Below are 15961 nucleotides of genomic sequence, written 5' to 3' on the forward strand. Positions count from 1 at the left end.
TTATGGCATTGACAAAAAATCAAAGAAGATTAAGAATAAAAAACAGAATCCGTAAGGTTATTTCTGGAACAGAAGCAAGACCTCGTTTAGCTGTATTTAGAAGCAATAAAGAAATTTATGCTCAAATTATAGATGATGTAACTGGTAATACCATTAGTGCTGCATCTTCAAGAGACAAAGATATTAGTTCTGCAAAAGGAACCAAATCAGAAATCGCTGCCCTTGTAGGGAAAGCGCTTGGTGAAAAAGCATTGAAAGCTGGTGTAGAAACAATCTCTTTTGATAGAGGTGGGTATCAATATCACGGAAGAGTAAAATCGTTAGCAGATGGTGCTAGAGAAGCAGGACTAAAATTTTAAGACTATGTATCGAAAATATAAAAACGCAGAATTAGTAAAACCAAGTGGTTTAGACCTTAAAGATCATCTTATAGGGGTACAAAGAGTTACTAAAGTTACCAAAGGTGGTAGAGCATTCGGTTTTTCAGCTATCGTTGTAGTTGGAGATGAAGCAGGTGTTGTTGGACAAGGTTTAGGGAAATCTAAAGATGTTGCAACTGCAATTGCTAAGGGTATTGAAGATGCCAAGAAAAACTTGGTAAGAATTCCACTTCTTAGAAAAACATTACCTCACGAACAAAAAGGGAAATACGGCGGTGCCAGAGTAAATATTATTCCAGCTACTGAAGGTACTGGAGTTATTGCTGGTGGAGCTGTAAGAACGGTTTTGGAGGCAGTTGGTATTCAAGATGTATTATCAAAATCACAAGGATCTTCAAATCCTCATAACGTAGTAAAAGCAACTTTTGATGCTTTATTACAATTGAGAAGTGCAAAATCTGTTGCTAAGGATAGAGGAATTTCACTTGAAAAAGTATTTAACGGTTAATCAATAGAATAATGGCAAAGATTAAAGTAAAAAAAGTAAAGAGTGCTATCAACCGTACGTTAAGACAAAAGAGAATATTGGAGTCTTTGGGATTGCGTAAAATGAATCAGGTTGTTGAGCATGACGATACGCCAAGTATCCTTGGAATGATTAATAAAGTTCAACATTTAGTTTCTGTTGAAGAAACAAAATAATACAGCATAATAATGGATTTAAGTAATTTAAAACCGGCTGAAGGGTCAGTTAAAAATCAAGGCAAAAGAATAGGTAGAGGACAAGGTTCTGGAAAAGGTGGTACTGCAACTCGTGGTCACAAAGGAGCTAAATCGCGTTCTGGTTATTCTAAGAAAGTAGGATTTGAAGGTGGTCAAATGCCACTTCAAAGACGTGTGCCTAAGTTTGGATTTACAAATATCAATCGTGTGGAATATCAAGGTGTGAACCTCGATAAATTACAACAGTTGGTAGATGACAAAATCATTAAGGATACTGTGGATTTAATGACACTTTTAGAACTGGGTATTGTTAACAAGAATGATCTTGTGAAAATATTAGGTCGTGGAGAGTTAACCTCAAAATTAACCGTAACCGCTCATAAATTTACTGCTTCAGCAAAAGCTGCTATTGAAGCTGCAGGAGGAGAAGCTGTAACTTTATAAGATCGCTTAGAGGATGAAATTTATAGAGACTTTAAAAAATGTTTGGAAAATAACAGAACTAAAAGATAGAATCATGCTCACGCTTGGTCTTCTTTTAGTTTATCGTTTTGGTGCTCAAGTAGTTTTACCAGGTATTGATGCAAGTCAATTAGGTGAGTTGGCCAGTAATACGGATCAAGGTATTTTAGGACTTCTTAATGCCTTTACCGGTGGAGCTTTTGCAAATGCCTCTGTATTTGCCTTAGGGATCATGCCATATATTTCGGCTTCCATTGTTGTTCAGTTAATGGGTATCGCAATTCCTTACCTTCAAAAATTACAGAAGGATGGGGCAAGTGGTCAAAAGAAAATAACTCAAATCACACGTTGGTTGACAATTGGGATCTGTATGGTGCAAGCACCAGGATACTTGGCTAGTTTACCAGCTTTGGGTATTCCTGCATCGGCATTCTTATTGGGAACAGGAACCATGTTCTATGTATCTTCAGTAATTATATTGGTTACAGGGTGTGTCTTTGCAATGTGGTTGGGTGAAAAGATTACTGACAAAGGTATTGGTAATGGAATCTCATTATTAATCATGGTTGGTATCATTGCACGTATGCCTGCATCATTTGTTCAAAACTTCGCTTCTAGAGTAGAAGGTGGTGGAAACGGTGGATTAATGATGGTATTGATTGAATTGGTAATTTGGTTTGTGATCATTTTGCTATCGATCATGTTGGTCATGGGTGTTCGTAAGATTGCGGTTCAATATGCACGTCGTACCGCCTCTGGTGGATATGAAAAGAATGTGTTTGGATCAAGACAATTTTTACCTTTAAAATTGAATGCTTCCGGTGTTATGCCAATTATCTTTGCACAAGCAATTATGTTTGTTCCTACTTTAATTGGTAAAGGATTGGGTGAAGGTCCGGTTGGACAATGGTTACAAACTAATTTCAATGACTTTTTTGGTCTTTGGTACAATATAGTATTCGGATTGTTGATTATCGTGTTTACGTATTTCTACACCGCCATTACTGTACCGACCAATAAAATGGCAGATGATTTAAAACGTAGTGGTGGTTTTATACCTGGGATTAGACCAGGAACTGAAACCTCTGAATATTTAGATAAGATAATGTCTCAAATAACCTTACCAGGTTCTATATTCTTGGCAATGATTGCTGTGTTCCCAGCGATTGTAGTTAAGCTGATGGGCGTACAGGATGGTTGGGCATTGTTCTTTGGAGGTACATCATTACTGATTATGGTAGGAGTGGCAATTGATACCATGCAACAGGTAAATTCATACCTATTGAACAAACACTATGACGGCTTAATGAAAACCGGCAAAAATAGAAAAGCAGTAGCTTAATTTATTATGGCAAAACAAGCAGCAATAGAACAAGACGGATCAATTATTGAAGCATTATCAAATGCTATGTTCCGTGTTGAATTAGAAAATGGACACATTGTAACAGCGCATATTTCTGGTAAAATGCGTATGCACTATATTAAATTGTTACCAGGAGACAAAGTTAAATTGGAAATGAGCCCTTATGATTTATCAAAGGCTCGTATAACCTACAGATATTAGATTGCGGATATACGTTTTTTGAAGTATAAAATCAACAATCGTTAATCATCAATCGTTAATTATTAATCATTTATAGAAATGAAAGTAAGAGCATCAGTTAAAAAAAGAAGTGCCGACTGTAAATTGGTACGTCGAAAAGGAAGACTTTACGTCATTAACAAAAAGAATCCTAGATTCAAACAAAGACAAGGATAGATATGGCAAGAATTGCAGGTGTAGATATACCAAAACAGAAAAGAGGAGTAATCTCTTTAACTTACATCTATGGGATAGGTGCAAGCAGAGCAAAAGAAATTTTAGCCCAAGCTAAGGTTGACGAAAGCACAAAAGTTCAAGACTGGACTGATGAGGAAATCAGTAACATTCGTGAGGCGGTTGGCAATTTGAAAATTGAAGGTGAGCTACGTTCTGAAATTCAATTAAACATTAAGCGTTTAATGGATATTGGATGTTACAGAGGGATCCGTCATAGAGTTGGACTTCCATTAAGAGGTCAACGTACTAAAAACAACTCTAGGACTAGAAAAGGTAGAAGAAAAACTGTTGCTAACAAGAAAAAAGTAACTAAATAATAACAAGACATTAGTCATTAGTAATGAGACGTTAGATGAATCTGTCTGAAATGTAAAAGTCTAGGATTCTAACAACTAAAAGCTAACAACTATAAACTAAAAATTATGGCAAAGTCAAGTACAAAAGTTAAAAAACGTAAGGTTATTGTTGAAGCAAACGGAGAGGCACACATTGCCGCTTCATTTAACAACATTATCGTTTCTTTGACAAACAAAAAAGGTGATGTGATTTCTTGGTCATCAGCTGGTAAGATGGGCTTTAGAGGTTCTAAAAAGAACACTCCTTATGCTGCTCAAGTTGCCGCTGAAGATGCTGCTGGTGTAGCAAGAGAAGCTGGACTAAAGAAAGTAAAAGTTTATGTTAAAGGACCAGGTAACGGAAGAGAATCTGCTATCCGTTCTATCCATAATGCAGGTATTGAAGTAACAGAAATTATTGACGTTACACCAATGCCACATAACGGATGTCGTCCTCCAAAACGTAGACGTGTATAATTTATACGATATATAGAATTAATATCAATCACATAATGTGGTTGATATTAGTTTTTTATATGTAAATTTGCAAACTGAAAAAAATTAACAAACAAGTATCAACGAGAGAATTCTGTTTATCGAAGGATAGATTAAGACCTTAATTCATAAGCACTCTCATAATTTAAATTAAGAAATGGCAAGATATACTGGTCCTAAAACTAAAATAGCCCGAAAATTCGGTGAAGCTATTTTTGGAGATGATAAAGCTTTCGAAAAAAGAAACTATCCTCCAGGTCAACACGGTGCAAACAAGCGTCGTGGAAAAAAATCTGAATACTCTATTCAGTTAATGGAAAAGCAAAAAGCTAAATATACCTATGGTATTTTAGAAAAGCAATTCCGTAACATGTTTAAAAAAGCAACTGCTGCACGAGGAATTACTGGTGAGTTGTTGTTGCAATTATGTGAATCTCGTTTGGATAACGTGGTATTCAGAATGGGATTGTCGCCTTCACGTAGTGGTGCGCGCCAATTGGTTTCTCACAGACATATTACAGTCAACGGAGAAATCGTAAACATTCCTTCATACCAATTAAAACCTGGTGACGTAATTGCTGTAAGAGAAAAATCGAAATCTCTTGAAGTCATTCAAAATTCACTAGCTAACTCTAGCACTGTTTATGAGTGGATGACATGGAACAATGAAACCAAACAAGGAACTTATGTTTCAATTCCTGAAAGAGTTCAAATTCCAGAAAATATCAACGAACAATTTATCGTTGAATTATACTCTAAATAATAACTGATACAAAACGCACTATGGCAATATTAAATTTTCAAAAGCCCGACAAAGTCATTATGATTGATTCAACTCCTTTTGAAGGGAAGTTTGAATTTAGACCTTTAGAGCCAGGCTATGGATTAACAGTAGGTAATGCTTTAAGAAGAGTTTTGTTATCTTCTTTGGAAGGTTTTGCTATTACATCTGTTAGAATTGAAGGTGTTGATCACGAGTTTTCTACAATTGCTGGCATAGTTGAAGATGTTACTGAAATTATTTTGAACTTAAAGCAAATTAACTTTAAGCGTCAAATTGATGAAATTGATAACGAGACCGTTACTATTTCTATTTCAGGACAAGACCAAATTACTGCTGGTGATTTTCAAAAATTCATCTCAGGATTTCAGGTGTTGAACAAAGATTTGGTAATCTGTAACCTAGATTCAAAAGTGAGCATCAATATGGAGCTGACTATTGAAAAGGGTAGAGGATATGTTCCTGCAGAGGAAAATAAAAAAGCATCTGCACCAATTGGAACGATCTTTACAGATTCAATTTTTACGCCAATAAATAATGTGAAATACGCAGTTGAAAACTTCCGTGTTGAGCAAAAAACAGATTACGAAAAACTAATTTTCGAAATTATCACTGACGGTTCAATCAATCCTAAGGATGCATTGACTGAGGCAGCTAAAATTTTAATCCATCACTTCATGTTATTCTCGGATGAGCGTATCACTCTTGAAGCTGATGAAATTGCACAAACAGAAACTTATGATGAAGAATCTCTTCACATGAGACAACTATTGAAAACCAAATTGGTTGATTTAGATCTGTCTGTACGTGCACTTAATTGTTTGAAAGCTGCAGAAGTAGATAGTTTAGGAGATTTAGTGGCTTACAATAAAAACGATTTGATGAAATTCAGAAACTTCGGAAAAAAATCTTTAACTGAACTAGAAGAACTAGTGGGTGGTAAAGGATTAAACTTCGGAATGGATTTAAGCAAATACAAATTAGATAAAGACTAGACGATTTTAGATTGGAGATTTTAGATTGGCGATTGAAGAAATGCTAATTTATAAATCAAAAATCAAAAAATCATCAATCGCAAATCAACAATTACTAATCCCTTCATAATTTGCTCCTCAAAAAGGGTCGAAGCAAGATGGAGGTTATAAACAAATGTCATGAGACACGGAAAAAAAGGAAATCATTTAGGTCGTAAAACAGCACACAGAAATGCAATGTTGGCGAATATGGCTTGTTCTTTAATAGAACACAAACGTATCAACACTACAGTTGCAAAAGCAAAAGCAGTACAGCAATTTGTTGAGCCAATGATTACAAAGTCTAAAGAAGACACCACACATAACAGACGTATTGTGTACAGTAGGCTAAGACAAAAAGAGGTGGTAGCTGAATTGTTCAGAGATGTTGCACCAAAAGTAGGCGATCGTCCAGGAGGATACACACGTATCATCAAATTAGGAAATCGTTTAGGTGATAATGCTGATATGGCAATGATCGAATTAGTAGATTTCAACGAAATCTATAATGTAGATAAGCAACCTAAGAAGAAAACAACTCGTAGAGGTCGTTCTAAAAAATCTGATACTCCTGTAGCACCAGTTGCTCCAGCTGTTGACGATAAAGCAACCAACGAGGAAGAATAAATGGATATACATTTATAAATATAAAAAAGGATAAACGTTTTAGTTTATCCTTTTTTTTATGCAATTTTGCAGCACTTTTGAACGATCTGCAAGGTTTTAAAAACGACCAAAAAGGTCTTTAAAACGTCCTGCTAGGTTTTAAAACCTTGTAGGGCTAAACTACTAAACAAGTAATATTTTTTATTTTGAAATATACCAAAAGACACAAAGCCATCATTCTTCTTGCAGATGGCACCATTTTCCACGGTAAATCAATAGGAAAACAAGGATCCGCCTTCGGTGAAGTATGTTTTAATACTGGAGCCACTGGGTATCAAGAAGTGATTACAGATCCTTCATATTTTGGACAACTTATGGTAGCCACCACGGCGCATTTAGGTAGCTATGGCACGCATAAGGATGAAGTCGAATCTGATGCCATTCAAATTGCAGGATTGATCTGCAAGAATTTTAGTTTCAATTATTCACGACCGGCCGCGGACGCTTCTTTGGAAGAATTTTTGGATAAGTATGATCTATTTGCTATTTCTGATGTCGATACGCGTGCTTTAGTAAGTTATATTAGAGACAACGGCGCCATGAATGCGGTTATTTCTACGGAAGTTGACAATATAGAAGCCCTAAAAAAACAGTTGGCTGATGTTCCTGAAATGAAGGGACTGGAATTGGCATCAAAAGTAAGTACGAAAGCGCCTTATTTTGTAGGTGATGAAAACGCTACCTACCGGGTTTCTGCACTCGATTTAGGGATCAAAAGGAATATTCTACGGAATTTGGCCAAAAAGGATGTGTACATTAAAGTGTTTCCATACGATGCCACTTATGAGCAAATGGATGCTTTTAAACCGGACGGATTTTTCATTTCCAATGGTCCTGGAGATCCTGAACCTCTGGAAAGTGCCATCACTTTAACCAAAGAGATCATGAAACACAACCGACCACTTTTTGGGATCTGTCTTGGGCATCAAATTATTGCTTTGGCCAATGGCATTTCAACCTATAAAATGAATAATGGCCATAGAGGTATCAACCATCCCGTAAAGAATCTGATTACAGGAAAAGGAGAAATCACTTCGCAAAACCATGGATTTGCCATCAACAGAGAAGAAACTGAAAATCATCCGGACATTGAAATTACACATGTTCATTTGAATGATCATACCGTTGCAGGTCTGCGAATGAAATCCAAGAATGTATTCTCAGTACAATACCATCCAGAAGCAAGTCCTGGCCCTAATGATGCCAACTACCTGTTTGATCAATTTATAGAAAACATCAAAAAGAAATAGTGTTAAAACCTCAAAAAACCATCGGCTTTTTTGAGGTTTTCTTATAGCGCAATCATTATCGCAGTTTTTAAATGTAATTCTGAAGGTGATGCGGAAGTTTGGACGAACTATTTCGTAAATTAGCAATAAGGTGAAGGCATCGACAAGTTGAGGCTTCTCTTTGATTCCTCACTAGAAAATAACAATAACATTAAAACATATAACAATGAGTATCATCATCAACATTCATGCAAGACAAATTTTTGATTCAAGAGGCAATCCAACAGTTGAAGTAGATGTCGTTACAGAAAACGGCATTATGGGACGCGCTGCGGTACCTTCAGGTGCTTCTACGGGCGAACATGAAGCGGTAGAGCTTAGAGATGGCGGAAAGGCTTACATGGGTAAGGGCGTGCTTAAGGCGGTTGAAAATGTCAATGCCATAATTGCTCATGAACTTTTGGGAACTTCAGTCTTTGAACAGAATAAAGTTGACCAGATGATGATTGACTTGGACGGTACTAAAAACAAATCAAAATTGGGTGCCAATGCTATTTTAGGTGTTTCACTAGCAGTTGCTAAAGCAGCAGCAGGAGAGTTGGGTATGCCGTTATACAGATATGTGGGTGGCGTTTCTGCCAACACACTTCCTTTACCAATGATGAACATCATCAACGGTGGGTCACACTCTGATGCGCCTATTGCTTTTCAGGAATTTATGATCATTCCGGTAAAGGCTAAAAATTTCACGCATGCCATGCAAATGGGAACGGAGATATTCCATAACCTTAAAGACGTCTTACACAGTAGAGGTTTAAGTACCGCTGTAGGCGACGAAGGCGGATTCGCACCAAACTTGGCAGGTGGTACTGAAGATGCTTTGGATACCATCAAAACAGCCGTTGAAAAAGCGGGCTATACTTTAGGTGACGATGTCATGATTGCTTTAGATTGCGCTGCCGCAGAATTCTATGTAGATGGCAAATATGATTATAGCAAGTATGAAGGGGAGTCAGGAAAAGTAAGAACAAGTACAGAACAAGCCGATTATTTGGCAGAATTAGCGTCTAAATATCCAATTATCTCCATTGAAGATGGGATGGACGAAAACGACTGGGACGGTTGGAAATATTTGACTGAAAAAATAGGTAAAAAAGTGCAATTGGTAGGTGACGATTTGTTCGTGACCAATGTAGAACGGTTATCAAGAGGTATTGAAAACGGTATTGCCAATTCAATTCTTATTAAAGTAAACCAAATTGGAACCTTGACTGAAACCATCGCTGCTGTAAATATGGCCCATAATGCCGGATATACTTCGGTCATGTCGCATCGATCAGGTGAAACTGAAGATTACACAATTGCCGACTTAGCTGTTGCGTTAAACTGTGGACAAATCAAAACAGGATCAGCTTCTCGTAGTGATCGTATGGCAAAATACAATCAATTGTTGCGTATTGAGGAAGAGCTAGAGAACGTAGCCTATTTCCCAAATGAAAAAGCATTTAAGATTAAGAAATAAGCTTAAAGACATATTTTATTTAAAAACCCAAACGTTAATTCGTTTGGGTTTTTTTATTGAACTGTTATGGCGTAATTTTCTTTGATTTAAATAAATATCAGAATTTAAAATGAATATAAAAGACCATTCGTTAATTCGTATTGGGTTTTTGGAATAGTGACTACAGGGTAGGCATCAAAGTTATAGGTAAAGGTTGTTTTGAAGGCAAGGTCCTCCCAGATCTTGAACAGCACACTCGTGGTGCTTGATAATCTATAATCCTTTAGTTTATCCAATCTGGGCTGGTAATAACTGGTGCTAATGATGCCAATAGTTTCGGTGGGGTAGAGGCTGAATGACAAATACGTACTTCCGCGGAAGTCTTTGTGGATTCTATCTATTGCAATATCTGAGGCTTTTTCATGTTCATACATAATTAAAGTGCCCAAATAAAACCGGTAGTCTTCATCGGAGGTCAGTTTGAATCGCGGACCAGCACCAATTAATCCTCTAAAGTCTATTTCGGAGATAGCGTCATATTGCGCTTGCACAAAACCTTCCATTTTAATCTTTTCTGTAATTTTATGATTATAGCGCAAATGTTGGGTGCCTTTATTAACGAAAGATTCGCCTGCAGCTTTTTCAAATTTTAAATCGTTCACAAAAAGCCACAATTCCTTCTTGTTGTTATATTGAATATCGGCCTTAGTCGCAAGTTTAAAAATGTTATTTTTATTTTTGATGAAGCTTCCATCCAAACTCACCGATCCAGTCCATTTTGCAGAATCGGTTTTTTTTCTCAAGGTTTCTACGTTAATCACTTGTGCTTGTGAATAACTGCAAACCAATAAAAAAAGCAAACAATTAATTAGTCTCATAGAAATTGAATTTTTTCAAATAATAATTTTACTTTTTCTCAGGTAAACTGATCAGTATTTGGCGTCATTTTTTGTTAGGCAAAATTAAAAAACCTAATCAAGAACAGACTAACATAATCAATGTTTTGCATAGTTTTTATTAATATTAAGATTGTTAAAATGCTTGTTAAGTTGCTTTATATATCGTGATATATTTTGTAATTTCGTAACATCCATCAAATAAAAACTCAAATAAAACTTATAAATCCATATGTCAGAAAAAGCTACGTTAGAAATACACGGTAAGAAATACGAATTTCCATTAATTGTCGGCACCGAAAATGAGGTCGCCATCGATATCAGTAATTTAAGAAGTACTACAGATAGTGTCATTACGCTTGATCCAGGTTATAAAAACACGGGTTCTTGCGAAAGTGCCATCACATTTTTGGATGGCGAAAAAGGAATCTTAAGGTATCGCGGATATTCTATTGAGGAATTGGCTGAAAAAGCAGATTTTCTTGAAGTGGCTTTCCTTCTGATTTTTGGAGAATTACCAACCAAAGTGCAGTTGGATAAATTCCATACAGACATCAAGGCACAATCAGTTGTTGATGAAGATATTCGCAAAATTGTAGATGCGTTCCCAAAATCCGCACATCCAATGGGTGTTCTTGCATCCCTTACCAGTGCGCTAACTGCGTTTAACCCATCTTCAGTGAACGTTGATTCTGAAGAGGACATGTATAAGGCCATTTGTAAAATATTGGGTAAATTTCCTGTGTTGGTGGCTTGGACCTTCCGTAAAAAACACGGATTGCCCTTAGATTATGGTGATAAAAATCTAGGTTATGTAGAAAACATCCTTAAAATGATGTTCAAACAACCTAATGAAGATTATAAAATTAATCCTATCATTTTAAATGCTTTGGACAAATTGTTGATCCTTCATGCTGATCATGAGCAAAACTGTTCTACTTCTACGGTAAGAATTGCGGGTTCATCTCATGTAGGTTTATTTGCATCGCTATCTACGGGTATTTCTGCGCTTTGGGGTCCACTCCATGGTGGCGCCAATCAAGCTGTACTGGAAATGTTGGAAGCTATCAATCTTGATGGTGGCGATACAGATAAGTATATGGCAAAAGCCAAAGATAGAGAAGATCCATTCCGTTTGATGGGCTTTGGACATCGTGTGTATAAGAACTTTGATCCAAGAGCTAAAATCATTAAAAAAGCAGCTGATGAAGTCTTGAATGATTTGGGTGTTGCAGACAAAATTTTAGAGATTGCAAAAGCTTTGGAAAAAGAAGCTTTAAAAGATCCTTATTTTGTGGAGCGTAAACTTTATCCTAATGTCGATTTCTATTCTGGAATTATTTACAGAGCCATGGGCATCCCAACAGATATGTTTACGGTGATGTTCGCTTTAGGACGACTTCCTGGCTGGATTGCACAATGGAGAGAAATGAGATTGAACAAAGAACCTATAGGAAGACCGAGACAGATTTATATTGGTGAAACTTTAAGGCCTTTTAAAACCGTAGACAAACGTTAAAAGAAATCTATAAATGCATTAAAGCTTCATTTTTTCAAATGGAGCTTTTTTTATACTTTAGAGCATGCTAAAATTGAATATTAAAAATGAAACCTCAAGGCTAAGGGCTGTTATTTTGGGTACCGCCATCAGTAATGGTCCAACGCCCAAAGCAGAAGATGCTTATGATCCAAAATCATTGGAGCATATTAAGGCTGGGACCTATCCTATTGAATCGGATATGGTTCTTGAAATGGAGGCTGTTGCTAAAATATTTGATAAATATGAGGTTAAGGTCTATCGTCCTGAACTGATCAAAGATTTCAACCAAATTTTTGCAAGGGATATTGCTTTCGTTATTGACGATGTATTAATTAAGGCCAATATTCTACCCGATCGAGAAAAGGAACTGGATGCCATTCAGTATGTTATTGATCAAATAGGCCCTACAAAAGTCGTTAGTCCTCCTGAAGAAGTCCATATAGAAGGTGGCGACGTGATGCTCTGGAATGACCATATCTTTGTTGGCACCTATAAAGGTAGCGACTATAGCGATTATATTACCGCACGAACGAATATTGAGGGCGTCAATTTTATAAAAGAAATGTTTCCTAATAAAATTGTCAAGGAATTTGATTTGGTCAAATCAAGAATTGAACCCAGAGATAATGCCTTGCATTTAGACTGTTGTTTTCAGCCTGTGGGAAAAGATAAGGGCATTATTTATAAAAGTGGCTTTAGAGAAGAAAGTGACTATATGTACTTGGTCAATTTGTTTGGCAAAGAAAATCTATTCCATATCACCCGTGAGGAAATGTACCATATGTATAGTAATGTGTTCTCTATTTCAGAAAATGTGGTCATTTCAGAACGGAATTTCACGCGTTTGAATGATTGGCTACGATCTAACGGCTTTACTGTGGAAGAAGTGCCCTATGCCGAAATATCCAAGCAGGAGGGTTTGTTGCGTTGCAGTACGATGCCTTTGATTAGGGATTAATCAATCCAAATTAAATTAAGAAAAACGGGAACATTACAAATGTATAGTAATATTCCCGTTTTTTTATTTCTAAATTTATCTTAACTAGGTCATTATTGGGATGGAAACGAGAAATGAAACACATAAAGTCAAAATAAAATGATAGCTTATATTTTCAGTAAAATAAAAATAGAAGAACAGGATGGTGTTTAATAGCGAATAAACAAGGAATGTGTTACCTATGAAGCTATTGCGATCGTCTTCGTAAAACAATAATGCAGAAAAAACAATAATGCTACTGATAATAAAATAAGAAAGAACTTTTACGATCTTTTTCCTTTTCGTTTCATCAAAAAGACTTTTGTCTAAAAACAATTTAATGGGGAAATAATAAAAAGCTACAAATAATGCAATCAGCAAATAAGAAAAATTAGGTATCACATCCTTACTGCTTAAAAAGCGTAGGACAACAAGGATTAATACTAAAATATAATCTTTTTTTAAGATCGTTTTTGAAGTCATGGTGTCATCGATTGGAATGTATAATTTCAAGTTCTCTTTTATTGGTAAATGAAAAGGGATATGATCGCCAATTCATTCATCACAAAATTCGAACGACGTAAATATATTCAAAAAATACGATAAGCTATGGCTGGATAAATATACTTTTGAAAGAAATCAGTCTATTTCCCGTATAGGAAATAATGATTGACCAAGTCAATATAAATGCGTTTCGCCTCGTCCGGCGTCACATTTTTTACCTGAAACAGTGCATTCGTCTTAAATGCAGTAATCATAGGTTTTTTGCCTTTGGGACTACTGTAGTTGTTAGTCGCCTTTTTGTAATAGGCGTAGAGGCGAAGTAACAGATCAGCAGGAAACGGTTCTGTGTAGCTGTTGATGCGCTCTACAGCCTCATTAAATTCAATATCTAAACTATCTGAAGTCATTTCGTTTCTGCAATTACGCTCATGCCACCTTTTACTTTTTGGTTAAGTGTCACTTTTATATCCGCATCCAAAGGTAAAAATAAATCTACTCTCGAACCAAATTTTATAAATCCAGAATCGGCTCCTTGTTGAATTTCTTCATCAACTTGGGCATAGTTGACAATCCGTTTTGCCAAAGCACCGGCAATTTGACGGTACAATACCTGACCGAAAAATTTATTTTCAACCACGACGGTGGTACGCTCATTTTCTTCACTGGCTTTGGGATGCCATGCCACAAGAAACTTTCCTGGATGGTATTTGCTGAATACTACTTTTCCGCCTATTGGATAGCGCGTGACGTGCACGTTTATTGGCGACATAAAGACAGATACTTGAATGCGCTTGTCCTTAAAAAACTCTTTCTCAAAAACTTCCTCAATAACCACAACCTTACCATCAACTGGCGATAAAACATGATGGTCGTGAAGCTGTCCAATACGTTTCGGATTTCTGAAAAACTGAAGAATAATAAGGAAAAATGCTATGACTACGAGCATTAAACTCGTTCTTAGCCAGGAAATCGTGACAAAGTAATCAATGCTCATGATGGCTATCACCACCACTGCGATGGCAATCATCACTATTTTATGGCCTTCTTTATGTAACATAGGGGAACAGTCTTAAAAATAAATAAAAAAATGGTGCTGCAAAAATAATACTATCTAACCGATCTAACAAACCGCCATGTCCTGGCATGATTACACCGCTGTCTTTAACACCAGCCTGTCTTTTGAACTTGGACTCTATTAAGTCGCCCAGAGTTCCAAAAACGCTCGCAATTATACTCAAGATGAGCCAGTGCGTAAAATCTAAAGTGCCTGTAAATGTAGCGATAAAATAACTAGCCACGCAGGCAAAAAACAGACCTCCCAAAAATCCTTCCATGGTTTTCTTTGGAGATACGCTTGGGAATAGCTTCTGTTTCCCGAAATTTTTACCTACAAAATAAGCTCCTGTATCGTTTACCCAAATCAATATAAACGCGCCTAACAACAACATCGGTGTAAACTCTTTGTCATTATTGGCAATCAATATTAAAAATATAAATGCACTGGTCAGATAAAATGTCGTGAGTATATAACGTTTGGATTCAAACAGTGGAATTGTTTTTTCAGAAAATAAGTCCTTGATTAAAAAAAGCTGAACAAAAATGGTGAGGACATGAAGGATTTTTATGGTTTCATTAAAACCAAGATCTTTTTCAGGAATGACAGCCCAAATACTAAAAGCCAAATACATGACCGTGAAAACAATGTAAGGGGCTTTACTTTCTAATTGGATGAGTTTTTTAAACTCGGCCATACAGATAAGACCAAATGCAAAAAAAAGAACCACCAACATATATTGCCAGTAGATGGAAAGTATAAGTAATGAAATGTAGATAGCGCCAGAAACGGCTCTTGTGCTAAGTTCGTTCATCTGTAAATTTTAGTAGGTTTTTAAAAACAGATGAGGGATATTAAATAAACTTCGTAACATATAATAAAATAAAAAGTTTCGTTATAGATCTTCTAGTAGCAGCAAATATAGGTTTTTTGAGCTACTTCCATAACTAAGAAAGTTTTTATCTTCTTGGATTTTGAAATGTTTGATAGTTGTAATGTTGGTTGGAATTTTGTCTCTGTTCTTATTTTTAATGCCTCTAAGTCCTTCTCCAATAGTCTCAACAAACTGACTGGTTGTTGCGTAGATCACAAAATTAGGAGGTAAGTCTCGCAATTGCTTTTCTGCAATTTGATTGGAAGATATCAATAGGGAGCCATCATCAGCAATTAAGTATTCACAAGTAGAAAGAAAATAGTCACTTTCAGAGGGGTTTCTTGTAGCTTTGAGATCAAAATCTTTAAATAAGTCCTTAAGTCGTGCATCTAATAAAAAAACACTGTTGCCTTCCCAGTTGTTTTCATGCAGAATGTTTTTAAAGGTTTTATAGATTTCTTCCATATTTTCACAATACAGAAATTTACCCCCATTAGCTTTAAAATTTATAGTAAATTTTTCGTCTATAGGCAGCTTGATTTCAGGCATGTATTTGCCTCTCTCTTCGCTTTTTATGTGATCTTCTGGCGTGTTTCTTAAGCCGAAAATTTTACGAAATAGACTCATGTATGGGTTGCTATTAACCTGATTTTACTAATGATTAGCTCAAATATAAAAAAACTTAAATTAACATAGGATTAATTTAAGTTTTT

Annotated in this window: 22 protein-coding genes; 16 read left to right on the forward strand and 6 right to left on the reverse strand. The window is 36.1% G+C overall.

Annotated features, from left to right (window positions below):
* The first annotated feature begins 2 nt into the window (after nt 1-2).
* The 14 genes from rplR (at nt 3) to eno (ending at nt 9425) form a co-directional block, all read left to right on the forward strand.
* Entirely contained in the window at nt 3-359 is a 357-nt protein-coding gene (rplR, locus tag ESZ48_RS15910; protein WP_129018494.1) for a 50S ribosomal protein L18, read from the forward strand.
* A 4-nt stretch (nt 360-363) separates the two neighbouring features.
* Nucleotides 364-888, forward strand: coding sequence for a 30S ribosomal protein S5 (gene rpsE / locus ESZ48_RS15915; protein WP_129018495.1), 525 nt, complete (start codon nt 364-366; stop codon nt 886-888).
* An 11-nt stretch (nt 889-899) separates the two neighbouring features.
* On the forward strand, nt 900-1082 hold the full coding sequence (gene rpmD, locus ESZ48_RS15920) for a 50S ribosomal protein L30 (protein ID WP_129018496.1): 183 nt from the start codon (nt 900-902) through the stop codon (nt 1080-1082).
* 12 nt (nt 1083-1094) lie between these two features.
* The gene (gene rplO / locus ESZ48_RS15925) at nt 1095-1547 is read left to right on the forward strand and encodes a 50S ribosomal protein L15 (RefSeq protein WP_129018497.1); all 453 of its coding nucleotides are present in this window, start codon (nt 1095-1097) and stop codon (nt 1545-1547) included.
* A 13-nt stretch (nt 1548-1560) separates the two neighbouring features.
* Nucleotides 1561-2907: a preprotein translocase subunit SecY gene (gene secY, locus ESZ48_RS15930; RefSeq protein WP_129018498.1), complete on the forward strand. Its 1347-nt coding sequence runs from the start codon at nt 1561-1563 to the stop codon at nt 2905-2907.
* A 6-nt stretch (nt 2908-2913) separates the two neighbouring features.
* Nucleotides 2914-3129 (forward strand): translation initiation factor IF-1, encoded by a 216-nt coding sequence (gene infA / locus ESZ48_RS15935; RefSeq protein ID WP_027126052.1) that lies wholly within the window; start codon nt 2914-2916, stop codon nt 3127-3129.
* Nucleotides 3130-3207: 78 nt separating this feature from the next.
* Nucleotides 3208-3324 carry a type B 50S ribosomal protein L36 gene (gene ykgO, locus ESZ48_RS15940; RefSeq protein ID WP_008269159.1) on the forward strand — a complete coding sequence of 39 codons (117 nt, stop codon included), beginning with the start codon at nt 3208-3210 and terminating at the stop codon, nt 3322-3324.
* Between the two features lie 2 nt (nt 3325-3326).
* Entirely contained in the window at nt 3327-3701 is a 375-nt protein-coding gene (gene rpsM, locus ESZ48_RS15945) for a 30S ribosomal protein S13 (protein ID WP_129018499.1), read from the forward strand.
* Nucleotides 3702-3806: 105 nt separating this feature from the next.
* Entirely contained in the window at nt 3807-4196 is a 390-nt protein-coding gene (gene rpsK / locus ESZ48_RS15950; RefSeq protein WP_129018500.1) for a 30S ribosomal protein S11, read from the forward strand.
* 175 nt (nt 4197-4371) lie between these two features.
* On the forward strand, nt 4372-4977 hold the full coding sequence (gene rpsD, locus ESZ48_RS15955; RefSeq protein WP_129018501.1) for a 30S ribosomal protein S4: 606 nt from the start codon (nt 4372-4374) through the stop codon (nt 4975-4977).
* A gap of 20 nt (nt 4978-4997) precedes the next feature.
* On the forward strand, nt 4998-5990 hold the full coding sequence (locus ESZ48_RS15960) for a DNA-directed RNA polymerase subunit alpha (RefSeq protein WP_129018502.1): 993 nt from the start codon (nt 4998-5000) through the stop codon (nt 5988-5990).
* A 159-nt stretch (nt 5991-6149) separates the two neighbouring features.
* Entirely contained in the window at nt 6150-6635 is a 486-nt protein-coding gene (gene rplQ, locus ESZ48_RS15965) for a 50S ribosomal protein L17 (protein ID WP_129018503.1), read from the forward strand.
* A 185-nt stretch (nt 6636-6820) separates the two neighbouring features.
* Nucleotides 6821-7924: a glutamine-hydrolyzing carbamoyl-phosphate synthase small subunit gene (gene carA / locus ESZ48_RS15970; protein ID WP_129018504.1), complete on the forward strand. Its 1104-nt coding sequence runs from the start codon at nt 6821-6823 to the stop codon at nt 7922-7924.
* Nucleotides 7925-8129: 205 nt separating this feature from the next.
* Complete coding sequence (gene eno, locus ESZ48_RS15975; RefSeq protein WP_129018505.1) at nt 8130-9425, forward strand: phosphopyruvate hydratase; 1296 nt, start codon at nt 8130-8132, stop codon at nt 9423-9425.
* Between the two features lie 104 nt (nt 9426-9529).
* Here the strand turns inward: eno and ESZ48_RS15980 are convergent, their stop codons facing one another.
* Complete coding sequence (locus ESZ48_RS15980; RefSeq protein ID WP_129018506.1) at nt 9530-10282, reverse strand: DUF481 domain-containing protein; 753 nt, start codon at nt 10280-10282, stop codon at nt 9530-9532.
* Between the two features lie 250 nt (nt 10283-10532).
* On the opposite strand from ESZ48_RS15980, the gene ESZ48_RS15985 reads away from it, so the two are divergent.
* Together ESZ48_RS15985 and ESZ48_RS15990 are read left to right on the forward strand one after the other, a co-directional pair.
* A complete protein-coding gene (locus ESZ48_RS15985; RefSeq protein ID WP_129018507.1) occupies nt 10533-11819 on the forward strand; it encodes a citrate synthase in 1287 nt (428 codons plus the stop codon).
* Between the two features lie 64 nt (nt 11820-11883).
* Nucleotides 11884-12798: a dimethylarginine dimethylaminohydrolase family protein gene (locus tag ESZ48_RS15990; RefSeq protein WP_129018508.1), complete on the forward strand. Its 915-nt coding sequence runs from the start codon at nt 11884-11886 to the stop codon at nt 12796-12798.
* Between the two features lie 84 nt (nt 12799-12882).
* Here ESZ48_RS15990 and ESZ48_RS19615 read toward each other — a convergent pair whose 3' ends face one another.
* The 5 genes from ESZ48_RS19615 to ESZ48_RS16010 all read right to left on the reverse strand — a co-directional run bounded on the left by ESZ48_RS19615 (nt 12883) and on the right by ESZ48_RS16010 (nt 15875).
* Complete coding sequence (locus ESZ48_RS19615; protein ID WP_223266484.1) at nt 12883-13329, reverse strand: hypothetical protein; 447 nt, start codon at nt 13327-13329, stop codon at nt 12883-12885.
* 131 nt (nt 13330-13460) lie between these two features.
* A complete protein-coding gene (locus ESZ48_RS15995) occupies nt 13461-13727 on the reverse strand; it encodes an acyl-CoA-binding protein (protein WP_129018509.1) in 267 nt (88 codons plus the stop codon).
* The gene (locus tag ESZ48_RS16000; protein WP_129018510.1) at nt 13724-14377 is read right to left on the reverse strand and encodes a phosphatidylserine decarboxylase family protein; all 654 of its coding nucleotides are present in this window, start codon (nt 14375-14377) and stop codon (nt 13724-13726) included. The genes ESZ48_RS15995 and ESZ48_RS16000 overlap by 4 nt, the downstream gene beginning before the upstream one ends.
* Nucleotides 14367-15188, reverse strand: coding sequence for a phosphatidate cytidylyltransferase (locus tag ESZ48_RS16005; RefSeq protein ID WP_129018511.1), 822 nt, complete (start codon nt 15186-15188; stop codon nt 14367-14369). The genes ESZ48_RS16000 and ESZ48_RS16005 overlap by 11 nt, the downstream gene beginning before the upstream one ends.
* Before the next feature lie 81 nt (nt 15189-15269).
* Nucleotides 15270-15875: an LUD domain-containing protein gene (locus tag ESZ48_RS16010; RefSeq protein ID WP_129018512.1), complete on the reverse strand. Its 606-nt coding sequence runs from the start codon at nt 15873-15875 to the stop codon at nt 15270-15272.
* Nucleotides 15876-15961 lie beyond the last annotated feature (86 nt).

This window comes from Gelidibacter gilvus (assembly GCF_004115975.1).
GTDB classification, from domain to species: Bacteria; Bacteroidota; Bacteroidia; order Flavobacteriales; family Flavobacteriaceae; genus Gelidibacter; species Gelidibacter gilvus.